This is a genomic window from Anaerobiospirillum sp. NML120448, assembly GCF_023050945.1.
GTDB lineage: Bacteria > Pseudomonadota > Gammaproteobacteria > Enterobacterales > Succinivibrionaceae > Anaerobiospirillum.
Window position 1 is genome coordinate 1 of sequence record NZ_JALKIM010000022.1, and the last position, 25965, is coordinate 25965.

General features: G+C 41.1%; 6 protein-coding genes. 4 read left to right on the forward strand and 2 right to left on the reverse strand.

Features of this window, described 5'->3' with window-relative positions:
* Nucleotides 1-115: 115 nt before the first annotated feature.
* Nucleotides 116-3739, reverse strand: a complete 3624-nt coding sequence (locus tag MXE38_RS05665; RefSeq protein WP_246913042.1) for a S6 family peptidase — start codon at nt 3737-3739, stop codon at nt 116-118.
* 2668 nt (nt 3740-6407) lie between these two features.
* On the opposite strand from MXE38_RS05665, the gene MXE38_RS05670 reads away from it, so the two are divergent.
* From MXE38_RS05670 to MXE38_RS05680, 3 genes are all read left to right on the forward strand, one after another.
* Complete coding sequence (locus MXE38_RS05670) at nt 6408-12668, forward strand: type IV secretion system DNA-binding domain-containing protein (RefSeq protein WP_246913043.1); 6261 nt, start codon at nt 6408-6410, stop codon at nt 12666-12668.
* Nucleotides 12669-13261: 593 nt separating this feature from the next.
* Nucleotides 13262-14395 (forward strand): hypothetical protein, encoded by a 1134-nt coding sequence (locus tag MXE38_RS05675; RefSeq protein ID WP_246913044.1) that lies wholly within the window; start codon nt 13262-13264, stop codon nt 14393-14395.
* 72 nt (nt 14396-14467) lie between these two features.
* Nucleotides 14468-20500 (forward strand): hypothetical protein, encoded by a 6033-nt coding sequence (locus tag MXE38_RS05680; protein ID WP_246913045.1) that lies wholly within the window; start codon nt 14468-14470, stop codon nt 20498-20500.
* Nucleotides 20501-21149: 649 nt separating this feature from the next.
* On the opposite strand, the gene MXE38_RS05685 is transcribed toward MXE38_RS05680, so the two are convergent.
* Nucleotides 21150-22826, reverse strand: a complete 1677-nt coding sequence (locus tag MXE38_RS05685; RefSeq protein WP_246913048.1) for a class I SAM-dependent methyltransferase — start codon at nt 22824-22826, stop codon at nt 21150-21152.
* 1595 nt (nt 22827-24421) lie between these two features.
* On the opposite strand from MXE38_RS05685, the gene MXE38_RS05690 reads away from it, so the two are divergent.
* Nucleotides 24422-25294 (forward strand): hypothetical protein, encoded by an 873-nt coding sequence (locus MXE38_RS05690; RefSeq protein WP_246913050.1) that lies wholly within the window; start codon nt 24422-24424, stop codon nt 25292-25294.
* The last annotated feature ends 671 nt before the right edge of the window (nt 25295-25965 follow it).

Below are 25965 nucleotides of genomic sequence, written 5' to 3' on the forward strand. Positions count from 1 at the left end.
AAAACCATGACATTATATCACATATAATGTCATGATTTATAGAAAAAATTATCTCCCAATAAACATTTTTTTCGATATAAATCTTGACTTTTAATAAATTACATGACACTGTTAGCTAACTTTTAGGGTCAAAGGTCTGCTCGCCTAAATTAATCTCAGGCATCATGGAGCGATCATTTACTAAATAGCCAGCAGTTAAATAGCTTTGTAGCTCAAAGCCCTGCTTTTGCTCATAAGATAAATAGCCTGTTAAGGAATACATCATACCGTCATCTGACATGCCAGTATCAGAGTTATCTACCTTAGTTAAGCTTAAAGCACCACCAAGCACCATACGGCCATTTTCAATGCTCATGACATTGTCAAAGCCTAAATTAGTACTTAAAACATGCTCTTTACGTGAGTCGTTCTTTTGATAGCCACCACTTACATCCACAAAGAAGCTATTATTTAGTCTTTGCTCCTCAGTAGCCTTAGCCATAGAAGCAAAATCACCAATAGCTGCTACAGGATGATAAGAGGCAGTAGCAGAGCGGGCGGAGCGACGTAAAGAAGCTAAACGAGTATCAATAGCTGTTCTGATTGGCTGAACCATCTTATCTTGAGAAATGGTCTTAGCTGTCTGCTCTAACATGTTGTCAGTACGCTTAACAATAGCATTGATAGCCTTGACGCTTTCTTGAGTATCCTCCATAGAAAGAGCATCACTAATTGCTACTTCCTGATAAGATGCACCACCAGACTTTTGATGAGACTCAATTGCAGCCAAGATGTTCATAGTAGCGCTTGGCTCAATCTCAAAATAATCATCACCCTCATCTAAGAGGCGATCTGACATCATTCTAAATAGGCTATAGCCCTGAGCTTGAGTTTGTGGGCGCTTATCCTCAAAGGCAAAAGTAATTTCCTTATCAGTAATAGTGCTCTTTACTGCAACATCATGACCCTGGGTAGTGAACTTAATGTTCTTATCAGTACGCTCATCGGTAAGCTTGTTGGTGCTAATTAAAGTATGCTCTCCATCAAACTTTAAATTGTTGACAGATAAGTAGTCATTAGAGAATGCGGCTGTGATCTTAGAGTCCTTTTGTAAGGTCAACTCATTTAAGCTCAAACCAATCCACTCTTTAGCGCCTGCACCTCTTTGATTAGGGTTAAGGTCGGTCATATTAAGAGTACCGCTAATAGACACATTAGCATTAGCTGCTTGTGTACCAACAGTATTTAAGCGACCAATATTGATAATACCATTACCAGCAGTAGCTAAATTGCTGTTCTTAAGCTCCCATTGATCAACAAAGATCTTACCGTCATGGTAAGCTCTTAATGAGCCCTTCACGACATCACCAGGTAAGGTTAAAGAGGTGTTAAAGACACTAACATTCTCAATAGAAATGGTAGAGTCATCTGACTTAGAAATAGTCACAGGAGTTGGATTGCTGTGAGCAAACACATCACCTAAGATTAAGGTAGACTTACCTTCAACCTTAATACCCTTATCTAACAAGCGAGTAACGCTATATTTATCCTTGCTCTCAAACTTAGAACCATCTTTAAGCTCAAAGCTGGCGCTAAACATTGGCATATAGCTGATAAAGGTTGAATTGGAAGCGGTAATATTACCATCAAAGTAAATGCTTGGATTGAACTCAGCAGAGCCAGAATGCAACTCTTGACGGAAATCAAAGCCAGTTACATTCTTACCAGCAAATTGATCACGATAGGTTGCTACATCACCACCAAACTGTACTTTGGAATCCTTAGCTACAATATCGCCAAGCACAGTAGTATCACGACCTACACCTAAAGTAGCATTGTCTAGCTTTAGAGTATCAAACTTGTAAGTACGTGCTTCCCAATCAGGCTGCTGTAAGCTACTGGTAGTATTATCAGACTTATAGTGAGTGCCATACTTATCGTTTACAGCTTGCTCTTTGTCTTTAATTGGCTTAGTCCAGTCCTTATCGCAAATAATTGGATAAAGCTGACAACCTGGCTTACCAAAGCTTGCGTGAGAAGTTGGTAATGACTGCATGGTGAGCTTAGCATTCTTTACACTAATATCACCCTCGATCTCCATACCGCCATCAAGAATTAAATGACGAGTATTAAGATCCTTACCTGCCTCTAACTTTTGCTCAAACTCATGCTTAACATTTAAATTGCCTTTAAATTGGCCGTGATAGGCATATTGCCAAGGCAGCTCAAATTTTACATCGGCACGCTGATTCTTATTGTAGTTGGCTACAATTGCACCATCATCTGATGCAGCAATACGTTTAAAGGTTTGAGAATAGCCATTAAGATCTAAAGTACCACCATAGCGATCAAAGAATACACCACCAAACTTGCCAGTGTTGTTTAAGGCCTTGTCATTATCAAGCTTTACGGTAGCTAAACCATTGGTAAGGTACACGTTATTAAAGCTATTTTCAGCCTTTAAGATAGCAGTACCATTACCAATCTTCATATTATTGCCTTGGGCTACATTTACCTCTAAGGTACCCTCGCCAATCTTATGAAGATTATCGCTAGCATCACCCTTTACGTTCCAATGAACAGTAGTGCCCTTGCCAATATCAATACCTGCACCCTTATAAGAGTACTCTTTACCATTCACGGTATAGGTCTTGTTAGCATCAAAAATGAGACCACCAACACCCAAATGCATGTTTTGGTTTAGGTTGATAGTACCGCCACCAGTAAAAGATAAATCTTTCTTATCTGCAAACTGTTGAGCATTACCACCATTAATCTGATATTGCTTGTTACCATTAAAGGTTAAAGTACCATTATCTAAAGTAACCTTATGGGTAAATTTCTCTTTAAGTTTATCTACTACGCCTTGGTTCCATTTGGAGTAGTAATAAAAATCACCAGTAGCTGAACTCCATTTAATACCAGTAAGAACACCAGCAACTACCCATTCTTTATTTTTAGTATCCCAAACGAATACGCTAGAGCCACTATCGCCACCAGTAGTTCCATTAAAGAAAGAGGTAAAATTCTTAAAATCAATGACATCTGACTTGCCACCAAAATTCATCATGGTGAACAAAGAACCAGATAAAAGCTCAGGCTTATAGGTTACGCCTGCATATTCAGTACGACCAGATTGATCGATTAACTTAAAAACGCCTTGACCAGCACGATAAGCAATTACCTGCTTCTTGCCGTTGTATTCAACACCATAGCGCTCTACGAATTGAGCTTCATTGAGACTTCTATCAATACCATGTTGAACACCAGTAGTTTCAACAACAAACTTATCTAAACGAAGTGCGGAGAAATCACTACCACCCTGTTCATGGCCTTGTACTGAGTATTTAGTATTGCCAAATACAGGGTTCTTTACAGGCCATACCCAATCACCTTTAGCTTTATTGTGAGTTGCGGTAACAATATAAGCACCACCAATAGAGGTAGCTGGGCCATGATTAGAAACTACACTAAAATCTGGGATTGGTACATCAGGAAGTTTAAATACAGATCCGTCTTTACGTACGATCTGTACACCAGTAGCGCCACGCTCAAATACACCCTTATTTTGAGCTAAATCGAGATAATCACGAACCCAATGTTTTGTAATATTTAAATCAGTAGCTTGAGCAGAGGTAAAAACACTACCTGCTACCATAATAGAGATTACAGCATAAGCCAAAGGCTTTAAACGGAAAGACTCCTTGCTGCATTGATTGCTCACTGTGTAATTAGCTGCATTAGTACTTAGCTTTTGCATACTATTCCTTGTCTGTATCGAAATTAAGCCTATTAAAAGCAAAAAAAGACTAATCAGCCCTAAACACTACATTTAAAGCCAATTGGTCTTCCTTGATGTTTGTGCTACACAATGATGATCTGAAAGCTAACTTGTTAACAACTCTAAAGCCTATTTATCAACCACAACCACAAGCTAGCTTTTTTAAAACAAAAAGATCCAGTACGAGCAGGTTAGTATGCCAAAAGAAGCTTAAAAGCTTAGGAATAGCAAGATAATTCACATGAACTAGCCAGTAGCTATTTCCTAAGTATTAATTAGCAAACAAGATTTTGTTAGAGATTTTGAGACCTAAATAGAGTGTGTCGAGCATACAAGCATTGCCCCATATTTTCTTCTAAACTTGCATATTAGATGAAATTGTTTAGTGAATGGCCAAAAGACCGAAACTAAAAGACCTACTCTATTTAAACCTTTTTAGTATTTCCATAACAAAATATTATTGTGTGAACATATCAATTAACGGCAAAAATTTCATAAAACTTGGATAAATACGTTTAATAGATATAACCATGCATAAATGCAGGCTTTTACGCTCAAACACTGATATCTATGAGCTTATTATTGTAAAAATAAATAGATATACAATTAACTATAGTTAGCTACTGCTAAATAGATATATCTTAAAGAACCTTGTGTTTATATATGTTTCTGTTAAAAACCACCTTTTATAGCTATCATTCCAAAGCACACTGTTTAACCTTATACGGTTTGTTAAATCTAGGTTAAATACACACGTTATTTAATAACCTTAAGTTATGGTATTGCTTACTCTTATAAACAAGCTTAAGTGCATCTCCTATTAAAGGCCTCGGAAAAGGCTGCATTGATCTTGAACATCGTCCTGAACGTAGTTAAAAATATCCCTTAACTTACGAAATTTACCTTGTAAATCAGCATTAAGAGCACAAAGAGCATTTTCGGTTAAGTGATAAATATCCCTTTCGAAAAAACAATAATCTTGACATATATCGGACTCACCTCAATGAAGGGATAATTTTCAGCAAATTTCAGGTATTTGTCTTTCTAAAAGTTTATGAGCTGCTTCATGCAGTGATGCTCATGAGGTTTTGACTTTACTGCTGAGTTGTGTAGCAGCAGTAGTAGTAGTAGTTCATTGATGATTGTTTTCGAAGAATTAGCTCCATTTACAAAGAAAAGCCGACAGCACGGAATTTCGTGATATTTCTCACAATTTAGCAAATTGGTTTTGGCGTGATTTTTGGTAGTTTTTTAAAGTTTTGGATCTTAATCCTGTCTTGATGACTGTTTGTTGTTTTGGCTTATTTATATTGTTTGTTGGCTCTTTACTAAAAAGAAATCAAATTAGAGATTAGAACTTTTTTATACCGAGTTAGTAGGTCGACAGGATAATTTCTTTGAAAGATTTTTGAGAAATTTTATTACTATAGATATATAGTATGTCGTCTAGATATTAGCGTGAAGCTTAAATAAGCTTACTGTTAAAGTTTTTTCTTAATGCTTAATAGTACTCGCGCTAAACATTGACAGATTTTATTTTATTAGAAAAACTCACATGCTTTATGTACTTAGTTGCCTTTCCTTACTGTTTGCTAAGGAAAGTCTTCTTTAGTATTAGCCTTATTAAGAGCTTTTCTATTATGGTAGTTAACTAATATTGCTTTAGTTGATCCTTGTACTTTTTTATTTCCTTACTAACAACACTCTTATGCTTATGCTTTTTGGTTTATTTATCTCTAGCGCTTAATTGCTCTCTTATTAGTACCTACAGATTGAGCTTATAGCTCTTTGTTGCTTACTACTATGCCTCTGTAAGAAGTACTGACCTTAGTATTTCAAGCCTTAATAGCACAAAGAGTTTTTATTACTCCTTACTAAAAGCATAGCTTTGCGTTACTTACTGGTACGTGCCCATACTCATATAGCAATGGTGTTCATCGTCTGCCTATAGCGATTCGTGCCACAAGCAAAGTATTACTGCCTTGATGGCTATAGCCATCATTTCCCTTTATAAGCTGTTGATTGCTTAAGCTTTAACTTAGCAGCAAAAAGTTACCTATGTTGTCTTTTGTTAGAACATAGACCAACTCTCTTAAGCTAAGTCTATCTGTATGGTTCCGCTTTTTCTTGGGTTATAGCTTTGGCTTTAGCTATGTATTTACTTTTGGTTTGATTGCTAAATCAAGCTTGAGCTTGCTTTTGCTTTTTCTTTTGATCTTACCCTCATACAACTCAAGCATGGCAAGCTTAGTTATTGAGTAAAAGGATGATTACAAGTGATTAGGTACTTAGGCACTATGTGCTTGGCCATAGTGCTAACTTGTTTTTGCGTTTTCCAGTTAAGCCCATCTGTGATGGGAGCTACTTAGCACTGGTTTAGCCTTAAAAGCTCTATTTCTAGCTAGTTTTAGGCTCATTCCCTATATGTCTTTGATGTTCTTTTAGCTCAACTGTCACTGTCATGAAAACGAGGCTTACTTTTTTGAGCCTTAAAGCACTCATTAAGGTAAGCCTAAGGTTTTAGGCCGTGATTATTGATTAACTTTTCTTGTGGTTGGTAGGTCAACTATGTTGGCTCTACGGCTTTAACCATAAAGATTACAGCTCCTGGTAGCTGGTAATTTACTGAATATGGTAGAGGCTTTAAATGTTTAAACATTTATCTCACTTTAAATTTGCATTGCTCTATATTTTTTCCAAGCAAGCTCGTTTTGCAGGTAAATTTGATGAGCGTGATTTATTGCTTGGTCATGGTATTGATAATTTAACTTCGATAAGAGTGGTGGTAAGTCTGTGCTGCGCCATTGCTGTTTATTTGTTAGTCAATTTTGTATTGTCTAGCCAAGTTGTTAGCGCCTTACTCTTTATCTTGGTAATGGAGGTTTTATGTTGGTATACCATGCATTTGCCTCGTAGTGGTATGGAGCAAGCACTTCATAATAATTTTGCCAAGCTTAAAGAGCATCGCTCTTATCGCTCCTACTTTAATGGCCGTATTCTCTTTACTCCTTATGGTCTGTCCTTGTCTCTAAAAGCCAGAAACGCACAGACTGTTTCTAAAGAGCGTAATGAACAAGCTAAAAGAATTTTAAGCTTACAGCCCCTATCAACTAACAGATTTAGCCAATGGTCTAATAAAGTAAAAGAAGTTAATCATAAGATTAACGCTCATAGCCATAAGGAGCTATCCTGCGTGCAGGTAACACAAGGACTATCTAAGGCTCAGAGCGAGCATAATGCTCGTTTATATTTATCAGGTCACGGCCATAAAAGCACAGCCATGATTTTACAAAGTGGAGTAAGCGTGGACGACTACGTCATTGCGCAAGGTATTCTAGCCTCCACTACTGATGATAGGGATTTACCTGTTATTAATAGTGGCTATATCACCAAATTACCAGTACCTCTGCTTTGTGACCAACGCCTTTATGCAGGTAAGAAAATCACCATGGAAGCTATTGCACAAATTCTTTGTGCTAGCGCCATGGAAGAGAGTAATAAACAACATCGCAAGTTTGTACCTACCGACTTATGCTTATTAGGTTTTGGTTTTGAGTGGTTACCTAAGCATAGTAGAGCGCTCAGACAAATCATGGCTGTAGGAACCAAGGCTGCCCCTTTAGGAGGTGACGGATCTCCTGATATTCATGCTGTTGAGCCTGACTTTGCTTATGAGCCTATTGTCACTTCAACCAATAAGCTTAAAGGTCATACCCTACTCTTAGGCACTACAGGCTCTGGTAAAACTAGATTCTTTGATCTCTTAGTATCTCAAGCCATTATGCGTGGTGATACTGTTATTGTGCTTGATCCTAAAGGAGACCGTGATTTACAGCGCTCTATTATTAAAGCAGCCCGAGCTGCTGAGCGTGAACCTTATCAGCAAATTATTTGTTTAGATATCGGTAGAAATGTTTCTAACCCATTATCGAGCAATGTAGCTGTGGACTATGCAGCGGCCAGTACTGGTAGCTTAAAGCAATTTGCTATGGACTCAAAAAAGATCTCCGATACGCAAAATGTTGCCCCTTTAAGCCCCTTTGAGCGTTCTCGAAAAAGCCTAACTAAAAAAGGCTACTTTAGTCTCATCAATAATGACTTTTATGAGCGCCAGGGCTGCGATTTAGGTTTTGACAAAGCAGCAGATACTAAAGAGCGTCGTAGCTTTAAATATCAGCACCGTCACTATATTAGTGAACATAATGAAACTGCCGCCTCAATCAGAGCTACCAATAGTCGTTATGACGATCCTAACTTTGCTACCGTCACAGGCGAAGATCCTGATAATTGCTTATTTGATGAGATTAATTTTGGACTAAACCCTACTGCTATTTTTGATCGTGGCTCTGAGGTTTCCTCTCGACTTACCTCTATGATTAGCGGTCAAGGAAGCTCAGCTAACTTTAAAGCTTATGCAGCCATGGCTATTACAGCAGCAGTAGAGTGTTGTCGCTTGCTTGATGAAAATGTCACTTTGGATGCAATTCGTGGCTATATTGCTAATCACCAAAGATTTATCATTGCGGTGCGAGACATCATTAATAAGACAGTAGTTAACTTAAATAATGTCTATTGCTCACGCTATTACAACTGCATTTATGGCATTAAAGACGATAAGCTAGTACGTAATGCCTATACTATTAGTGTGCTCATGGCCAATGGCTATAAGTACATTAACTTGCGTGAGCGAGCCTCAGTATTATCTGTTTTAGAAAACAGTGGTCTCTTAGATGCCTCTGACGCTCAAGTTGAAGATAGCGAAAAAATTAAACAAATTGAAAACATTATTGATAATCAATCACTAACCAAAGAAATTATTTCTGATAAGGCCGCTAGTAAAAAAACCTCAAGTAAAACCACTACTGCCAAAGAAAACAAGCCTCGCTATCTTGCAGCCCCTGCTCCTATTAAGTCTCTACAAGAGTTTTATGTATGGATGACTAAAAACGGCTATTTAGATAGAGATAACTCCATTGAACAAATCTTTGAGGTCTGCCTCATGGATCCTGTCTTCTTCCAAAAAGTTACTAATAGCATTATGCCATCTTTAGTAAGTTTAACCTCAGGAGTACTAAAACAACTACTTAGTGCTGATGACTATAAGCAAACTAACTTTATGGAGATTGTACGTAATAACAAAATCTTTTATGGCGCTTTGCATTGCTTAAAAGACAGTATTACAGGTCAGAACTTGGGCAAATTACTTATGGCTGATTTAGCCTTTGTAGCTGGTGAAATTAATGCCAAGAACATCCAAGGACACCACCAAGTATCAGTCTTTATTGATGAGGCTTCTGAGCTTGCCAACGAGGTTTTAGTACAGCTCTTAAACAAATCACGTGCCTCTAATTTTGCTGTTACCATTGCTACTCAATCAGTAGCTGACTTACGAGCTCGTGTTAACTCTAAGGACGTAGCTGAACAGCTCATTGCCAACTGCAATAACTTACTAAGCTTGCGTGTTGAAGATATGGATACCGCTAATGTTATTGCTCATGTCTTACCTAATACTGTATGTACTCATGAAAGCACTACTATTAGTGTAGGTAGCGGTGGTCTTACAGGCAATGCTAGTGCTTCACGCTCTTTAAGCCAACAAGACTGCGAATACTTCCCTGGCACTATGCTCATGCAACTGCCTAACTTTGAGTTTATAGCTCGTTTAGCTAATGGCTCCTGCTATAAGGGCTTTATCCCTATTATCGATAAAGAAAACTCAGGACACCAACGACCAGAGTTTACCGCTGCCCACGAAGCCCAAGCCTTTGCCCAAGAGCAAAATAAACGCATGCGCTCCCAAACCTTTGAGCCACGACCTAACAACACCACTAACACTAGCACCAATACTTCACCAACCCCTCAGCGAACTAGCGATTTTGCCACTAGCGCCCCTATGGAGGACTGGCCATGCCCTCAGCAAAGCCAGCCCAATAACAATGGCAACACAGTCCCAATCTCAAGGCCATATGACTTATCTAACAACAATGCCAATACCAACAGCCTAAACAGTCCTATCTCCCCTGTTTCAGGGCTTAATGACTGTGGCTGCTCTAATGGCATTACAGCACCTCTAAATGGCCCTATTTCCCCATGTGCAAGGCTGGATAACTTTGATGGCGACTGGGCTGATAACAGCAGCCTAAATGGCTCTGTTTCCTCTTGTGCAAGGCTGGATAACTTTGATGGCGACAAGGCTAATAACAGCAACCTAAATGGCCCTGTTTCCTCTTGTGCACGGCTGGATAACTTTGATGGCGACATGGCTAACAACAGCAGCCTAAATGGCCCTGTTTCCTCTTGTGCACGGCTGGATAACTTTGATGGCGACATGGCTAACAACAGCAGCCTAAATGGCCCTGTTTCCTCTTGTGCAATGCTGGATAACTTTGATGGCTCCAATGCTAATAGCAGCAAACTAAATGGCCCTATTTCCTCTTGTGCAAGGCTGGATAACTTTGGCTGTTCCAATGCTAATACCAGCAACCTAAACGGCCCTGTTTCCTCTTGTGCAAGGCTGGATAACTTTGATGGCGACATGGCTAATAACAGCAGCCTAAATGGCACTGTTTCTTCATGTGCAAGGCTGGATAACTTTGGCGGCGACATGGCTAATAGCGGGCCTATCAATGGCGGTGAGACTCATGGCACAAGGCTGGATAACTTTGACTGTTCCAATACTAATACCAGCAGCCTAAATGGCCTTGTTTCCTCATGTGCAAGGCTGGATAACTTTGGCGGCGACATGGCTAATAGCGGGCCTATCAATGGCGGTGCGGCTCAAGGTGCAAGGCTGGATAACTCTGGTAAAGCTCAGGATATGGGGCAGGGTGCTAAAGGGACGTGGTGGCGCAAAATTATGGGGTGTTTGCATATTTGTGATAGTTATCGAGAAAACACCTCCAATGAGGCTGAGGTTAGCAAGGGTTCTATCAGCGGCGATGAAGCTGATATTTATCGCAATCGTGGCAGTATTGGGAGTGAGTTTGGAGCTAGTTGTCAGCAAGGCAATGAGGGTGCAAACACTTCAAAAAATGATGGTGATGGTTTAAATGCCAAAGATATTGATGGTAAGCCATTGGCAGGCGGTGAAAATTTTGTATCTGGTAAAGAACAGCCAAACGAGAAAAAAATTAGTGGTTGTACTTTTGGCAAAAACATGCTCAAAATAGAAATAGCTTTACAAGATGCGAGCCGTGATAAGTTTAATGATACTGCCACTTCATCTTTGAGTTTAGCTCAATCCTTGGTGACCATACCTTCTTCTCATCATGACCCACAGCGTCAACGCTTTAACGCTTATGTTCAAGCAAGACGTAATGCCCAAGCATTACAAAACCTGAAAGTTCAGGCTCGACAAAATCCTTGTACTCCTAACAACAGCACTGACAGCACCCCAAAGCGTCAGAGTGATTTTGCGTCTAATTTACAGTTCAATAGTGATGCTCAGGGCAACTTGCAAACACAACCTGACTTCCAAGAGCGCATGGGGGCTGCCGCACAAGCGCAAGCGCAAGCTCAAGCTCAAGCGCAGGCTTGCGCTCAAGCTTGTGCTCAAGCACATGCTTATGCCCAAGCTCAATCTCAATCATCTGAGGCACGTAGTATTCAACACCATGCTACAGACATTGAACTTAAGCTCTCTAGCAGTCGCATTAATGAAGAGCTGACTTTAGAGCAGGCAGCCGTCATGTTAGGACAAGATCCTAAGGATGCTCTTGAGGCCAATTTAACACCAGATAACGTCAAACTTGATGGCCCTACTGTTGGCAGATATGGCTACAAAGCAGGCAATTCAAGGCAAACACTTAATCAGGAAACTAAAGTCTATGTGGGCAATGAACAATCATTACTTTACAGCCACTTTTCTGATGAACAGTACCACCCTAAGTCCTCGGACGACTTGGTGCAAAGACAAAGCGGAATTACTAACACAGCTAGCACTACAGGGGCTAGTGGCGAGGCAAGTGCAGCTAGCGCTAGTGCTAGTGGAGCTACTAGCGATGGCAGTACTAATAGAACTAGTGGCATTGATGGCATTAGGGGTAGTAAAGGCACTACCAGGGCTCTGTCTTGCAATGATAAAAGAGGAGAGCCACAGCTAAGTAGCAATGGCTCTCAGGCTGAGCATAACTTTAGTCCTGCTCCTATCATGGTTAGTGCCCTTAGCACTAGCAAATCAAAGATGGATCGTGACTATGAGCAAGCACAAACTTATCGCAGGCAAAACCTCAAGTCTAATGAGCGCAATTTATTAACTATGGGAGGTGAGATTCAAGCTCAATATGGACTTACTGGTTTACTAATATGGTTCTTAAGGGTGTTGTTTTACCCTCTAGAATGGGCTTTAAAAGTCTTGATTAAAGTTTGTTTTAACCAAAGTTTGCTTAAAAATTTGGCTATTGCCAAAGAGCTCATGATGCTGCTCTTAGCAGGAGTACTAATAGCTTGGTGCTTTAAGCCAGACCAAATTGCAGTACTTACCAAGAGTATTAGTGATTTTTGCTCTTACTGTTATGACTTTGGTGCTGTGGTGTACTTTGCCTTATTTAATGGCTTTAGTCAGGTTAATGAGGCCTTATATGCCGATAGCTCCATCTTAGATCGCTTAGAGCTTTATGCCCAACTACTCTTTGATCATGTTGAGTGTGCTCTAACTTGTTTTGCTTTAGGACTGTTATGGGGTAATCACTATGGTTTGATTAGTGAAATGCATCATAGATCTTTATTGGGTTTACGTACTTTATTGCGTCCTTATTCATTTTTAAATCTAAGCCTCAGCCTTTCAGCTGTGGCATTGTTGATAGGAGGTTATTTCCCTTGCTTGGAGTATGCTCTGTTAATTACGTGGTTCAAGATTGCGCTGTATGGTTTTACTATCACCTGTTTTTACAGCCAACACTCCAAATAGTAATTACCAAGGCATGCTATTACTTATTAGGCTTGGTTCTCTTAGGTACCTGTGCCTTGATTACACCTTCTAAAGCTAGGCTCATTGAGCTTTAGCTTATCAAGAGGTATTACTATCAACAGCCAAGCAATATGCTTGGTAAGCCCCAATCTCTCAGCTCAGGCGGCCAATTTTTCACTAACAACACCTAAGCTGCTTGGGCTAAGAAAAAGCCTATAGCCCACTGTGGCTGCAACTGCAGTGGCTGTGACCGTAGTGACAGCAGCGGTGGCAGTGGCAACTTAGGGATAGCAACTGTGGCGACTGTGGCTGCTATGGGGGTGGCTTTAAGAAGTTAAAGAGTGATTCTTTTTCTATGCTTTAAGCCATCGTGCCTTACATCTTTTAAAGGTTTGCTCTAGGCCCAGCCTTACTTAGAGCAACCTTGCTTAGCTACTTTTTTATCTAAAACAACTAAGACTTTTTGCTAAGCAAAAAACTTAACAGGCCGAGCCAAGCTCAAACTTGGCTTTATCGGTGGATCAAACTGTTTAAGTTTGGTCTTAATGAATCCTTGTGCAAAAACCTTTTTGCCTTAACAACCTAACAATTATATGAAAGCCTATATTCATAATCACTTCAATGCTTTTGATGACCAACTTGATCCTATGCTTGCCTCTTTTGTTGCAATTGAGCAACAGCAAAGAATTGCTCTTAGGAAACAGCAGAAAAAACATAAGCGTAACCTACAGTACTTAAGCCTCTTTTTGCTTATGTCCATCATGTGCTTTGTCTACCAGCTTTACCATGCACTTACTAGTGAGAGCCTCTCTGCTTTTAGCCCTATGATAAAGGTTCCAGCCATCTATCAATTATCACCTAATGGCAAAGAGCCATCAGCACTAAAGCAGCAATCTGACCTTAAGTCCCTTCAAGCCCAGCTCTCTACTTCCTTAAAGCAGTCCCAGTCCCAGAGCCAAGCTCTGGGCCAGGGCCAGGGCCATAGCCAGGCCGTTGGTCAGAGACAAACTCTAGCTCAAGGACGGGCTCATGAGCAAGATAAGGTTCATGGGCAAAGCTATGAGCAGGGGCAGGTTCAGGGTAGGTCTCAAGCTTATGATGAGGCTTATGCCCAAGTTTTAGCTCAAGCTTTAGGGGAGGCTCTGGCCACAGCCATTATTCAAGAGCAAGCAAAGCTCAATGATGAACAAGCCCAAGCTCAAGCCCAAACCCAAGCTCCAGCTCAAGCTCAAGCTCCAGCTCAAGCTCAAGCTCAAGCTCATTCCTTAGCTCCTAATTGCGATGGCTTAGACCAGCATGCCAATCATCAATATGAGCGTCATTTTGCTCCTGTGATTGAGCCTGAGGCACCATCTGCCTTATATGATTGGTTTCTTCCTGAACAAGCTCTGTTATTAAGTAAGAGCCTTGATGAGGATGGTATTAGGTCATTAACTAATTTATTAGAAGGCCTAAAGCAGGGTAACCCTTATTTTGAGCATCACGACTTTTCAAATGGTGAGCAATGGGCCTATCAAGGAGAGTTGTTAATTAAAACTCCACTGCGCAACCCTGTTGTAAGAAAAGTTAAAAACAACAATGGCCTTGAGCCATTGATGCAGCCCTACCCTTACCAAGATTTTAAAGATTGGCAGGATATTTTAGCCATGGTAGCAGCCGTGCAAAAAGACATTCATATGCCCCCTTATCAACCTCTAACAGGTCAACCAGATGGGGCCAATCACTAACAGCAACTGCCTAAATACGAAGTCGAGCCCTTTTTCTTAACCTTGTGAGTTTTTGTCTATCGAGTTTTTACTATGAAAACTAAAATTATTTCTATCTTATGGTGGTCTTTAACCCATCCCGTAGCCTTGCTAACTACCTTGGCTAAACTTAGTTGTTCTTTAGCCATTATCTTTGCCATAGTAGTCTCAGTATGTGAGATAAAAATTGACTTTATTGAGCAAGGTAAAAAAGCTTTAATCAGTGAGATTTTTAATGCTGGTTATAGCAGTAATACCAGCCTAACTGTAGCCTCGTTACGTGATTTTGATGTCAATGACTGGGAGATAGATCCTGAGCAAGAGCAACAACTTGCTGCTGCTACTGATATGCACCATAGCTTTGATTACAGCCAACATATTATTGACCCTCTTGGCTCTCAAGATCGTTTTAGCCTATCTGATAGTACTGTCTTTAATTTAGACAAAAATATCAACTCAGGTATTAGCTATCAAAACTTTAATGATAAGGGCTTTGCTCTTATTGATAGCATCAATGAGTACACCAAAGCTCATCCTGAGTTACAAAACGACCCTCACTACCAAGATCGTATCAAGGCCCAAATAGCTCAAATTTACTTTAATAGCACCTTATTACCTGAGCACATGAGTGCTGATATTGGTCTTGCCAATACTATTGCTGCCATCACAGAAAAAGAGGCCCCAGCCTTAGAACCAGCTCCAGCCTTAGAGCCATTCCCAGCCCCAGCTTCTAACTCCAGAGCCAATAAGAATAAAGTTGCTTTACCACAAGAGCTTGCCCATAACTGCCAGGAAACTTTACCTAGCACCGAGCCAATCACAAAGCAAATCACTAAGCCAGCCTTAGCAGCTAACGATTTGGCCTCTAATCATAAGGCTCATAGCCCTTATGGCTACCAAGACCCAGACTATAGCAATGACACCTCAAATGGCTACCAGCACAACAGCTATCAAAACCATAACAGCCTTTACAGCAGCCTTAAAAGCAGCAGCTTCACAAGCAATAGCCTCAATGGCAGCTATAACCATGGCCATAGCAATAGTCATAGCCAGGGCTCTAGCCAGCATGAGAGTGAGCTTAAGAGCACTGCCAGATACCAAAACCACAACCTCAATCGTAATCTTAAGAGCACTAGAGACGATCTTTATTTAGCACAGGAGGGCAGCCAACACCACCCAAAGAGCTTAGCTAGCACTAATAGCTCTCTTAAAGGACAAACATACGGTTATAGCAGCAATCATAACTTACAGCCTAACCAAGAGCTAAAGAGCTTATCTCCTAACTCTCGTAGCTCCTCAAATTATGCTTTAGAACCTAATGCCAACTTGGCTATGAGCAATACTCCCAACTCTGCCCTAACTCATCATGGACTAATGAGCTCTGATGGTATTTTAGAAGAGGAAGAAGAGGAGCTCGTACTTGTCCTGCCAGACAGCAAGTCCCTTACCCCATCACAGGCAGAAACTATCACTACTAGCAGTGCCAGTCACAATCATATGCTAAGCCAAGGCCACAGTCTTAGCCAGAAGCATGGCGTAAGCCAGAGCAATGACCTGAGCAAGAGCCAGAACCAGGGCCTAAGCCACAGCCTCAGTTATAGCAATAGCTTTGAGCAAGAGCCTACTCTTGCTCAAACTCAGGATGCCTATTCTGCACAGGCTCACACTAATAAGATAGCCTCTGCTAAAGCTCAGTTATGCTTATCAGCAATTAAGAGCTTAGGTACCACTATTAGTGCCTCCAAGCCTACTGCCCTGAATAATAGTTCTGTTACCAGCACAGATCCTAATCCTTTTGCTTCTTTATCAAGTTTAGCCTCTCAAGCAAGTGCCAACTCCAGCTCTTACTCTGGCTCAACTTTAAGCACGGATACTGTTGCTACCCCAGGCTCTAACTCCAGCTATCACCACAGTAGCCAGAGTGATAGCACCAGTTCTGGCACTGGCACTGGCTCTAGCACCTTATCAAGCTCAAGCTCTAGCAGTATTCACCAAAAGCCAAACTCAAAGCTTAATAACACTAACAGCTATCACAATAGCAGTAACAATAGCAATATCAGCACTGGCATCTTCAGTAGCCAGAACGATGGCTCTCACTATGCTATAGCTCTTGCTCCTACTATGACCAGTAATGATATGAGCACTGACCATACTATTAGCACAGCTATGGTTGCTGCTCTTACCACTAATACTGACCCTGCTGCTATTAGCACCAACACCAACACAGCTACCATCACTGCTAACACTGATGTCTCAGCCACAGGCACCACAGCTACTGAATCAGCCACTACTAATACTGTTTCTAGCACAGACATAGCCCCTGCTACAGCTACAGGTACATGTACTGGCACTGCTATCACAAACACTGGCACTACAGCTAATGACTCAGATGGTTTAGCTACTGCTGACACAATTAATGGCATCAGCACTGCTATCACAGTGACAGGCACAGGCACTGGCACAGGTACAGGTACAGGTACAGCCATGGGAACTGGGAATGGGGCTGCTAATAGCGGTGATTATGATAGTGAGGTGGCTTATCTTTACCGTTTAGATGAAGAGCTTTTTGATGAGGAGGTTGAGAGATGGGATTTGGAGGCCTTGGAACAGCTTGATTTGGTAATTGAAGATCCTGAGATTAATTTAACAGCTCAAGACTATCAAATTATTGATGAGGTCATGAGTACTATTGATGAGCTGAGAGCTAGTGGTATTGCAGTAGATCTCGATACCGTACAAATGCTCTGCGAGCACTATATGCCTCAACCATATGGCACTATTTTGCTTAACAATACCAAGCATGAGCACCTCTTATCCTTGCTAAAAAGTAAGCAAGCTAAAGAGCAAGCAAAACTTGCAGCCGTAGAGCAAAAAGAAAGCTTAGCAACAGAGCTCAAAGACCATTCCCAGCCTTCTAAAGGCCAATTCGATGCAACTTTAGGAGCTATTTCTAACTTAGCAACCGAGCAAGCTCATTATCTTACTAAAGCTAATGCTCATACTATCACTAATTACCCTACCAAGAGTGGTTCCCAACCTTCATTAGGACATAGTGTCTTTAGTGTTACCAATTTGGTAGCAGATGACTATATTGCAAGTATGGCTCTTGAGACCAATACCCTCTATGCTAGTTTAAATACCAAGATGGGAGCTAATTTAGGAGCACCATACTCTAATGCCTTGGCCTACAACTACCATGATCGTCTTAAATCCTTTAATAACAGCCACAGCCCCGATTACAACCCCAACTGTGCACCAGTAGCAACAGCAGAAATAGCAACACAAATAGCAACAGAACCAGCAGCAATAGACACACAAGCAACCAGCTCAGCAGATACGGACACAGCAGCAACAGGTATCAGCTTAAGCCTTGATGAGGCTTGTGAAGAAAGAGTTGGTGAGGAGGCAAGCTTAAATTTTGAGGCCCTTGGTTTTAAGGAGGTGGCACCAGCTACCCCTCTAATGACACAAAAGCAAGAGCCTAATAATTTTTTACTGCTGCAAAAGCCTATTGTGCTCTCTAAAGAAGGCATAGTAGGTTTATTTAGCTATCCTAAAAGACCTGTAATCACTCAAGATGCCTTAGTCATTAATATGAGAAGCTATGAAAAGACTCATGGCAGTGATTATAAGCAATGCTTGCAAATGTTAGGTCATTGGCCTGATATCCAGGCTCTACTCAATAATTATGAGGACAATGGTGAAAAGGGGCTCACACCAGCTACTTTGGGCATTATTAAAATTAATAATATGCTCAATGCTCATCACTATTGGTCAGATCCCTTAAACATTAGTACTACCTTTTTCTCTATTTACAACTACTGTAATGATCTCGACTCAGGCCTCATTGCCCCTATATATCATCATGGTATTGATGTGCTTAAGCAACTGTATGTACTAAGTATTAACTCCCCTAGCACCTTATGGTGCTCCCCAGCTCACATGCTAACTTACAAGCAAGTTACCAAGGACCCAACCAATAACAGCAATAACGGCCAAGCTATCTTTGCTAATAGCAACTTATACCCAAGCCATACCCAAGCAGCCTCTGCTCCTGTCCCAGTTAATAGCACAGTACAGACGAATTTCAAGGCTCAACCAACATCTCAGACCATGGCCCAGCTAAAAGCCCAGGCTCAAGCTCAAGCCAAGGCCAAGGCCCTGGCTGTGGCCCAGGCTCAAGGCAACGTACCAAACTCAAGCTCTGGCTCTATCTTTTATCAAGGAAAAGGCCAAGAACTATCACCAAGATACAGTAAAGATCTAGCACCAACAGTAGAATCAGGTCTAGAGTTAGACCACAACCATGGCTATGGCTATGGCTATAAACGTGACCAGAGCCAAGTTCCATCTCAGGAGCAAGCCCTGAGAGAAGAGCAACATTATGAGTCTTTACTTGATGATACTAACAGTATGAGCAACTACTATGGCTTGAGAGCTCAACAGCACCCCAACACAGCCAATCATCAGGGCCTTAATCAGGGTTATAACTCACGTCCAAGCTCAAGCACAAGCTCAAAACAGGACTCTAGCAAGTTATTAGGCCAGGAGCCTTACCAAGAGCAAGGTAATTTGAGTGGTAATTGCTATGGCTATAGTCATAGCCAGAGCCAGGACTATGCTCATGGACAGAGCCAGGACCAGGGCCAGGGCTTAGGAAGGGGAAATAGTAAGGAGATAGAACGTAATAAGAGCTTAGGTATGAACTATAGCCAGGAATATGAGGGCCATAGCCCTGAGGCTATGATGAGCACTATTCCTTATGAACAAAGTAAGCAAGAGAGCATTGAGCTTTTGGGTCGTACCTTTAACAATAGCGATGATGCTAAACAGGCCCTGGATCAAGCTTTAGGCTTAAGCACTGCTTATGATAAGCACAGCTACTCTACCAATCATATCTCTTATCAGACTAATGCTCTTAATGGCGTAAAGACTTTTGCCAAGGCTTCTTATAACCCTACTGATTTAAATGAGGCTTTAGATAAGCAACTTATCTTTAATGATCTCTCTTATGAATTGATGCTACCTGTTTATGAGAGCTTAACTGAATATCAGCAAGCTATCTTAGATAGCTGCCAACCATGGCTCCTTAACAAAAAGCTTTTATCCTACGATAAAGAGCGTGCTTTTGCCTCTATCTTACAAAATCTTACTAAGCTCATTAAACTAAAGGTTTTAAGTCCTAAAGAAGCTTATGCTTTAGCTCATGGTCAACGTCCTAAGTTGCTCAAAGAACAAGATATTGTAGCCTTTGCCATTATTGGCCAGATAGTAAAACAAGCACATGAGAGCCATCAAGGTAAGTTTACTAAAGAGCAAGCTCATGATTTAAAACTCTTAAAGCAGGCTCTTTACTATGCTAAATGGCCTTTACTAGAACAATGTATTGACCCTAATTTTGCTTACCGTTATAGCAAAATTCGTCTCAAATATGGCTATCAAGGCCAAATCATTAACCCTCTCAGCTTTATTACTGACACCCTTGAGCCTCACCTAAGCCATAGCCCAAGCTCTGGCAATAGCAATAGCAATAACCATGGTTATATCCATGGCTACGGCTATGGCCATGGCCTTAGCAGCAGCAATAACATTGCCCAAAGCACTGTCCTTGGACTGAGCACAGGAACTAGCACTAGCAATAAGCTTAGCACTAGAGCTAAATCAAACCTTGGTTCTAGAAGGGAGAGTGAGGCTATGGAGCATGCACATAGTCAGCAGCATAAACAGCCTGAGCAGCAGGTGCAACAGCAGGTGCAACAGTATGGTAATGCCTTGGCTATTAATCGTAATCAGCTAGTCAATGAGTACAGCTGCCAAGATGATAATGCTCAGGTAATCAATGAGGTACTAAGCACAGCTCAAAACCTAAGAGGCCTGTACCAAGATCTAAAAACTTTAGAGCATGGTGATGTCCTAAATTCAGCTCAAACCATTATTAATGCAGCTAACCGTGTAGGCAATAATCTGCCTCTTAATCAGAGCTCCAATAATGCCCTAAGCTCTGTGCATAACCAAAGCTCTATTACAGATATCAATCAAGTTTTTGCTACAGGTCCAGCCCCAGCTACAGGATCCGACTCAGAATAAGGCCTTGGACTGGCTACAGGCTCTGGTTCTGGTTCTGGACTGGCTACTGGTTCTGGCTCAAGTGCAGGTTCAGACTAAACTTTAATAGCTCTCAACACCAGGTTGGCAACATTCATCTTTACAACTGACAGCCCTAAATAGCGACTGCCACTAGTGGCTGGTAAAGGAAACAAAGTGTTACGAAAATAGGTTAACCTTGATAAGCAGGAACTCCATGGGCAAGGCTATGGGAAAGGCCATGGGCTTGCCTATGGGAGTGGGGCAGTAGAGATTCATTCATTTGGAACTAATGTAAAGTGCCATGGCTATAGGCCTACCTTAGGTTGGAACCATGGCACTTTACTATAGAGGATTACCTGCCCCCATCAGGGCAAAACGAGTAATAGTACCTAATCAGCTTGCTGCTGCTATTTGTTTGTTCCCATAATGAGAGCCTTTTAGAGCAACTAAGATTATTACTAACCTACTGACTTAGAAAAGCAAAGGAGCACCAGATCTTGATCTTGATTCATATCATGGCGGCTATTACAAATAGCGGTAAAGCCTTTAACGAGTACTTCCAACTATGCCGTTAAATGCCATCAAGAAATAAGACACTACTGGAGTTTTTATCAAGAGCTCGTTCTTGTAGATTATTAGTCAATTTCTCCTATCGACTAAGCCGTCTTCCCATAATCTTATGCCAAATAGAACGAGCAATTTGAACCTCTTCCATACTTAGACCCATGCCTTCGTGAAAGATGATCCTATCAGTATAGTCCAAAATTTCATCAGCTGTTTGCTTATTGCGAAGCATATTATCAATCTTTGCAAATAAGACTTCATGCTCAACACGGTACGGCATATAAATGCCACCAACCTCACTGGGCATCAATTCTAAACATCCACCACCAAAATTGCGTCCCAGTATTTCGGCAAAGGTAAATGAGAGCGAATTGTAGTAGCTTGCTACCAAAGCTTTCTTATTGACCCCCTCATTGATGAAAACTCGATTCATAGTATCTGTGGTGTAGGCATTAGCATCGTTGAGTACAAATTTAGGATATTGGTGGTTGCGTCTCAGGAAGAGGGCATCTGATAGTTTAATCGATGGAATTACAAACCAATCCTCACGTATGCGTGTTTTGTAGCCTTTGTGGATCTCTTTGTTTTCTCCATATTCAAGATAGGCCTTTAGTCCTTCGTTTCCCTGCTCTTTAATTGATGATGGGAAGACCAAAAGGTAAGCTTTGGCCCCCAAATCGACATTGGCGAGCCAATCTTTGGTAGTAAAACAAAGACTGTTGACTTGAACACTTCTTCCCACCATTGGTTTGGCAAACTCTTGCAAATGGTAATGAGTGACTATTGATTGCGGCACAGTAAAGTAGTCGTTAGCACCTGTAGTGATACCAACTTCCACCTTTGCATAATCAGATATAGAAGGCATATTGTGCTTAACCTTCTCTAGCAACTCAAGTTCTTTGTTTTCAAGAAAATAGTAAGTCCATTTGTCGGTATGGAAATCAATTTTCTTGGTAGGACATTTCAACCTACGAGGATCAAGCGTAAGCAAACCATTAGCATCTTTCACCTCAATATGTTCAATCAAGTGCTCATTCGAGCCATTCTTTTCACACAAAAGTAGCACAACCTCTTGTTGAATTTCCTCAAAGACCAGATTTTCAAATGAGATGATGTTGATCTTGTTAAAGTTTTGAGCAAGATAGTGACGTAATGGCTGAGCATATTTGACCATTAGCAGTTCAGACGGGAGAACAAAGCCCATCTTTCCTGTATCAGTCAATAATTGACTGCAACCTACCACAAAAGTAACCCACGCATTAGTGAGTTTTGTCCTCTTTAAATTAGAGCGACTAAATATCTCATCGGCTAGTTTCTGCTGAGCAGGATCATAGTACTGATAGCGTATGAAAGGAGGATTGCCCACCACCAAGTTAAAACGTTGGTTAGTGTCCAGGCAAAAACGATGGAAGTCAGCATTAATTACTACAGCATCATGTAAGGTAATTGCTCGTGCTTTTTCAGCCTCACTTGCTTCATACTCGACGGCGGTAATTTGCTTATAGAGCATTTCATCTTGAGCAAGGATTTCTAAAAACACTCCATCACCACAACTTGGTTCAAGTATGGATGAGTCAGTACTGCCATTAATTCCCCATTGCAATATGAATTTAGCTATGGCTGGTGGTGTGTAATAAGCACCTCTGAGCTTTCTGTCAGTGGCATTTTCAATCAGCTGCATATTGTTCTTTAATTTTAGAAAGTAATAAAAACCATAGAGGCCATTGATAACACTTTGCTTCTCTGGTTTGAGGCGGGCCAATTGATGTTCTAATGGTCTACTGGCGTAAGAACTTTGCGTTGCTGTGAAAGGAGATGACTTTGGGTGGCTCTGGTAAAGAGTGAACTTGGCACTATAAGGAAACCTAAGCTTGTACCAAAATATCACTTGCTAATAAAGCTTCACCTAAAGCGATATGTCCTACAAGCTTTTTTAGCCAAAAGCTTATACCCAACAAAGATCTTTTAAGTTTTTGGTGCTACACAGAGAGTGAATATGATTTTCTGCCTTACCATCCCAAAGATTCTCAAGCTATGGTTTTAATTATCACCCCCTAATGAAGCACCTCACCGTTTTGCTCTCATAGCGTTGCAAAATTGACTTGGTTGGCTTTATTTTACATATAAAATACATTCATAGCAAAATTATATTAAGACCTATAATAAAGCAAACAGCCATTAAAATTTCTCACCACCATATCTAAGCTAGTTACTAATAATTTAGTACGTTAGTGATGTACATGATTGGTTTTTAATGGTCATATCAAGTTACAAAGCACTAGTATATTAGCGTTTGGTTCATACTAGTTCGGTAAGAGTTTTGTGTGATTTTTGCTTTATGAATGGCACCACACCCTTAAAATCCAGTCCTCTTAGAGCAAAATCCCAAGTTTATTGTCTTAATCTGTTAGGTACCATCGATAAGGGCCTGCTGACTTAATAGCTTACTTACTTACTATTGCTTAATTGCTTGCTCTTTATGCCCTGACTTATGAACTAACACCTATTTGCAAGCTTGCAAGCCGTTTAACACCAAAGGCTTTAACTCAAATTTCACCTGTTTAATTACCCTTGTTTTTTGAGCGAAAAAATTTGTGATTTCTCTCACACAATTAAACAAAGTCAAACTATCACTTTCTGATAAATATCAGCTTTTAAAAAATTATCTTTGCTCATAAAGCAAAAAGATTTAGCTTTTCACTCAACTATTTAAAGGAATTTGGGTGTTTTTGAGCCTAAATAGAGGCAAGCCTTACTCCTAGCTAAAGCAATAAACATGATATTTATCGACTTTGTTCTTTTTATACCATCCTTGACAACATTACTAATCAACCTCACTTCTTTGCGATAAATATCAGCTTTTAATCACTTCACTCAACACTTTTTTGCCACTTCTTTAAGACACTACTCTGTGCTCAGGCGTTTGCTGACAATTTTGAAAAAACTCAATGCTTTAATCCTAAGTACTAAGCCTTGCTAGTAATGCCCCCGTCCAGGGCCTATGACTAAGGCTGTGGCCTATAGCCCAAACCTAGGGCCAACAGCCTATGGTTCAGAGCCAGAGCTTGTGCCAGGCCTCAGCTTTAGCTTGGGGCTCTAATCAAACTCAGAGCCCCAGCCTCTATATGGTGATCTGGTGTGAGCCAGAGCACTGGCCTTTTCAAAGGCCTTGGGCCTTAGGTCTTGGTTTTTGGGTTTTGGGCCATGAGCCCTGACCTTGGCCTTTTAAAGGTCTTGGGTCTGGGATTTGGGCCGTGGTTCGTTGCTAGGAGGATTAGGGATTGGGGCGGGCAGCATCTGGTTCTTTGATGATGGCTGCTTAGTTTTAATGATTGTTAACAACTTTATGGTTTGATTATGTTTTTTAAAGTTAAAGGTACTCGTTTGTTCTTATGTGGGTGCTTACTCTTAAGCTCTCACTCTTTTAGCTATGCCCAGGAATGGGGAAGAGATTTTCCTCTTAGTACTACCTTAGTTAGCTCTAATAGTAAGACAGCCACCTCCTCACAGTCTCAGGCCCATCCATCAGCCTCTGAGGAATTTGTCCGTGAGCAACAAGCTCTAGAGCAAAAGCATGCTGATGAGCGTTCTGACATTTTATGGCAGCCTCATACATTATCTGATGTAAGACGTAATCGTATTATTGCCAACCACAACTCTTTAGAGCAGCGTCTTGCCCAAAAGATGGAGTTAGAAGACTACTTATCCAGCCTTGATGAAGTTAATTTAACCACAGGAACTAGGGATGCTTTACCTAAAGCTCCTAAGCAAGCTCCTCTTGATAAGGGCGATAGCAATTTAACTGCCCTTGCCCATAGCACTGCTACTGTAGAGAGTAGCCAACTCTACCCTACAGCTACCTCTACTAATTCTAATCAGAACAATACTGTGTTAGGGGCCCACACTAAAGCACAGCCCAACTCTCACAGTAAAGCACCAGCTCTAAACAGCTCAGGCTCAAAACTAGGCTCACACTCAGCCCCAGTCCCTAATAAAGGCTCTGTCATAAGCCCTAGCCAGAGCACAGGCAAGAGCACCAACTCAAGAGCTAATCACAGCCCAAGTTATAGCTCTAGCCCTAGCGTAAGCATAAGCGAGAGCATTAACAAGAGAGCTATCTACCACTCAAGCACACTGAGCTCGGCCTTACAGGCTGATAGAGCAAGCCCCTTAGAGAGTGCCAGTAAGGATATGGGTCATGGGAATAGCAATACTTGTGGTACTTGCTAGTTGGGCCCCATCTTAAGCCCAGTCACAGGACGTAGGACATGGCCGTGGCTAGGGCCAGAGCCAGAGCCAGAGCCAGAGCCATGCCAATGGCAGGCTCCGAGCCAATCCTTAGGCACTTAACAAAGGCCACAGAACAGCTGGCACTAAGTTCTAAAGAAGAGGCTCTAACTGTGAGCAAGGCTCAGCTTGACCACTGCCTAAACAACAAACTTGCTGAGCTCTTAGCTTGGTACTGTTGCATGGTGAGTTTACCAAGCTAACTGCTCTCTTAGTTAGTTAGTTACTTATTTGCATTGCCAGCTTAATTCTTTTGCTGACTTGTTTTACTGGTTGGTTCTGCTTTGCTTAATTGTTGTGCCTGTGTGGCTTCCTGTCTGGTACCCATAAGTCATAAGTGGTGCAGGGCATGAGCAAGCAAGCAAGAGACTGCTGTGCCCAACACTGGTTACTAGTTGCTAGTTGCAAAGGGTTTAGCACAGCTTGCCTAGGTTAGGACTGTGGTGGCTTTACTCAAATATTAGGTGGTTAAACCTAGATATATTTTTGAGGGAACCATTTTGTGATCTGTATCGTAAAAATAAAGGTAACTAAATTTTCGTTTCCTTATAAATATCAGCTTTTTAAAAATGAATTTTGCAAAGAAGGCAAATATTTTTGCTTTTCACTCAACT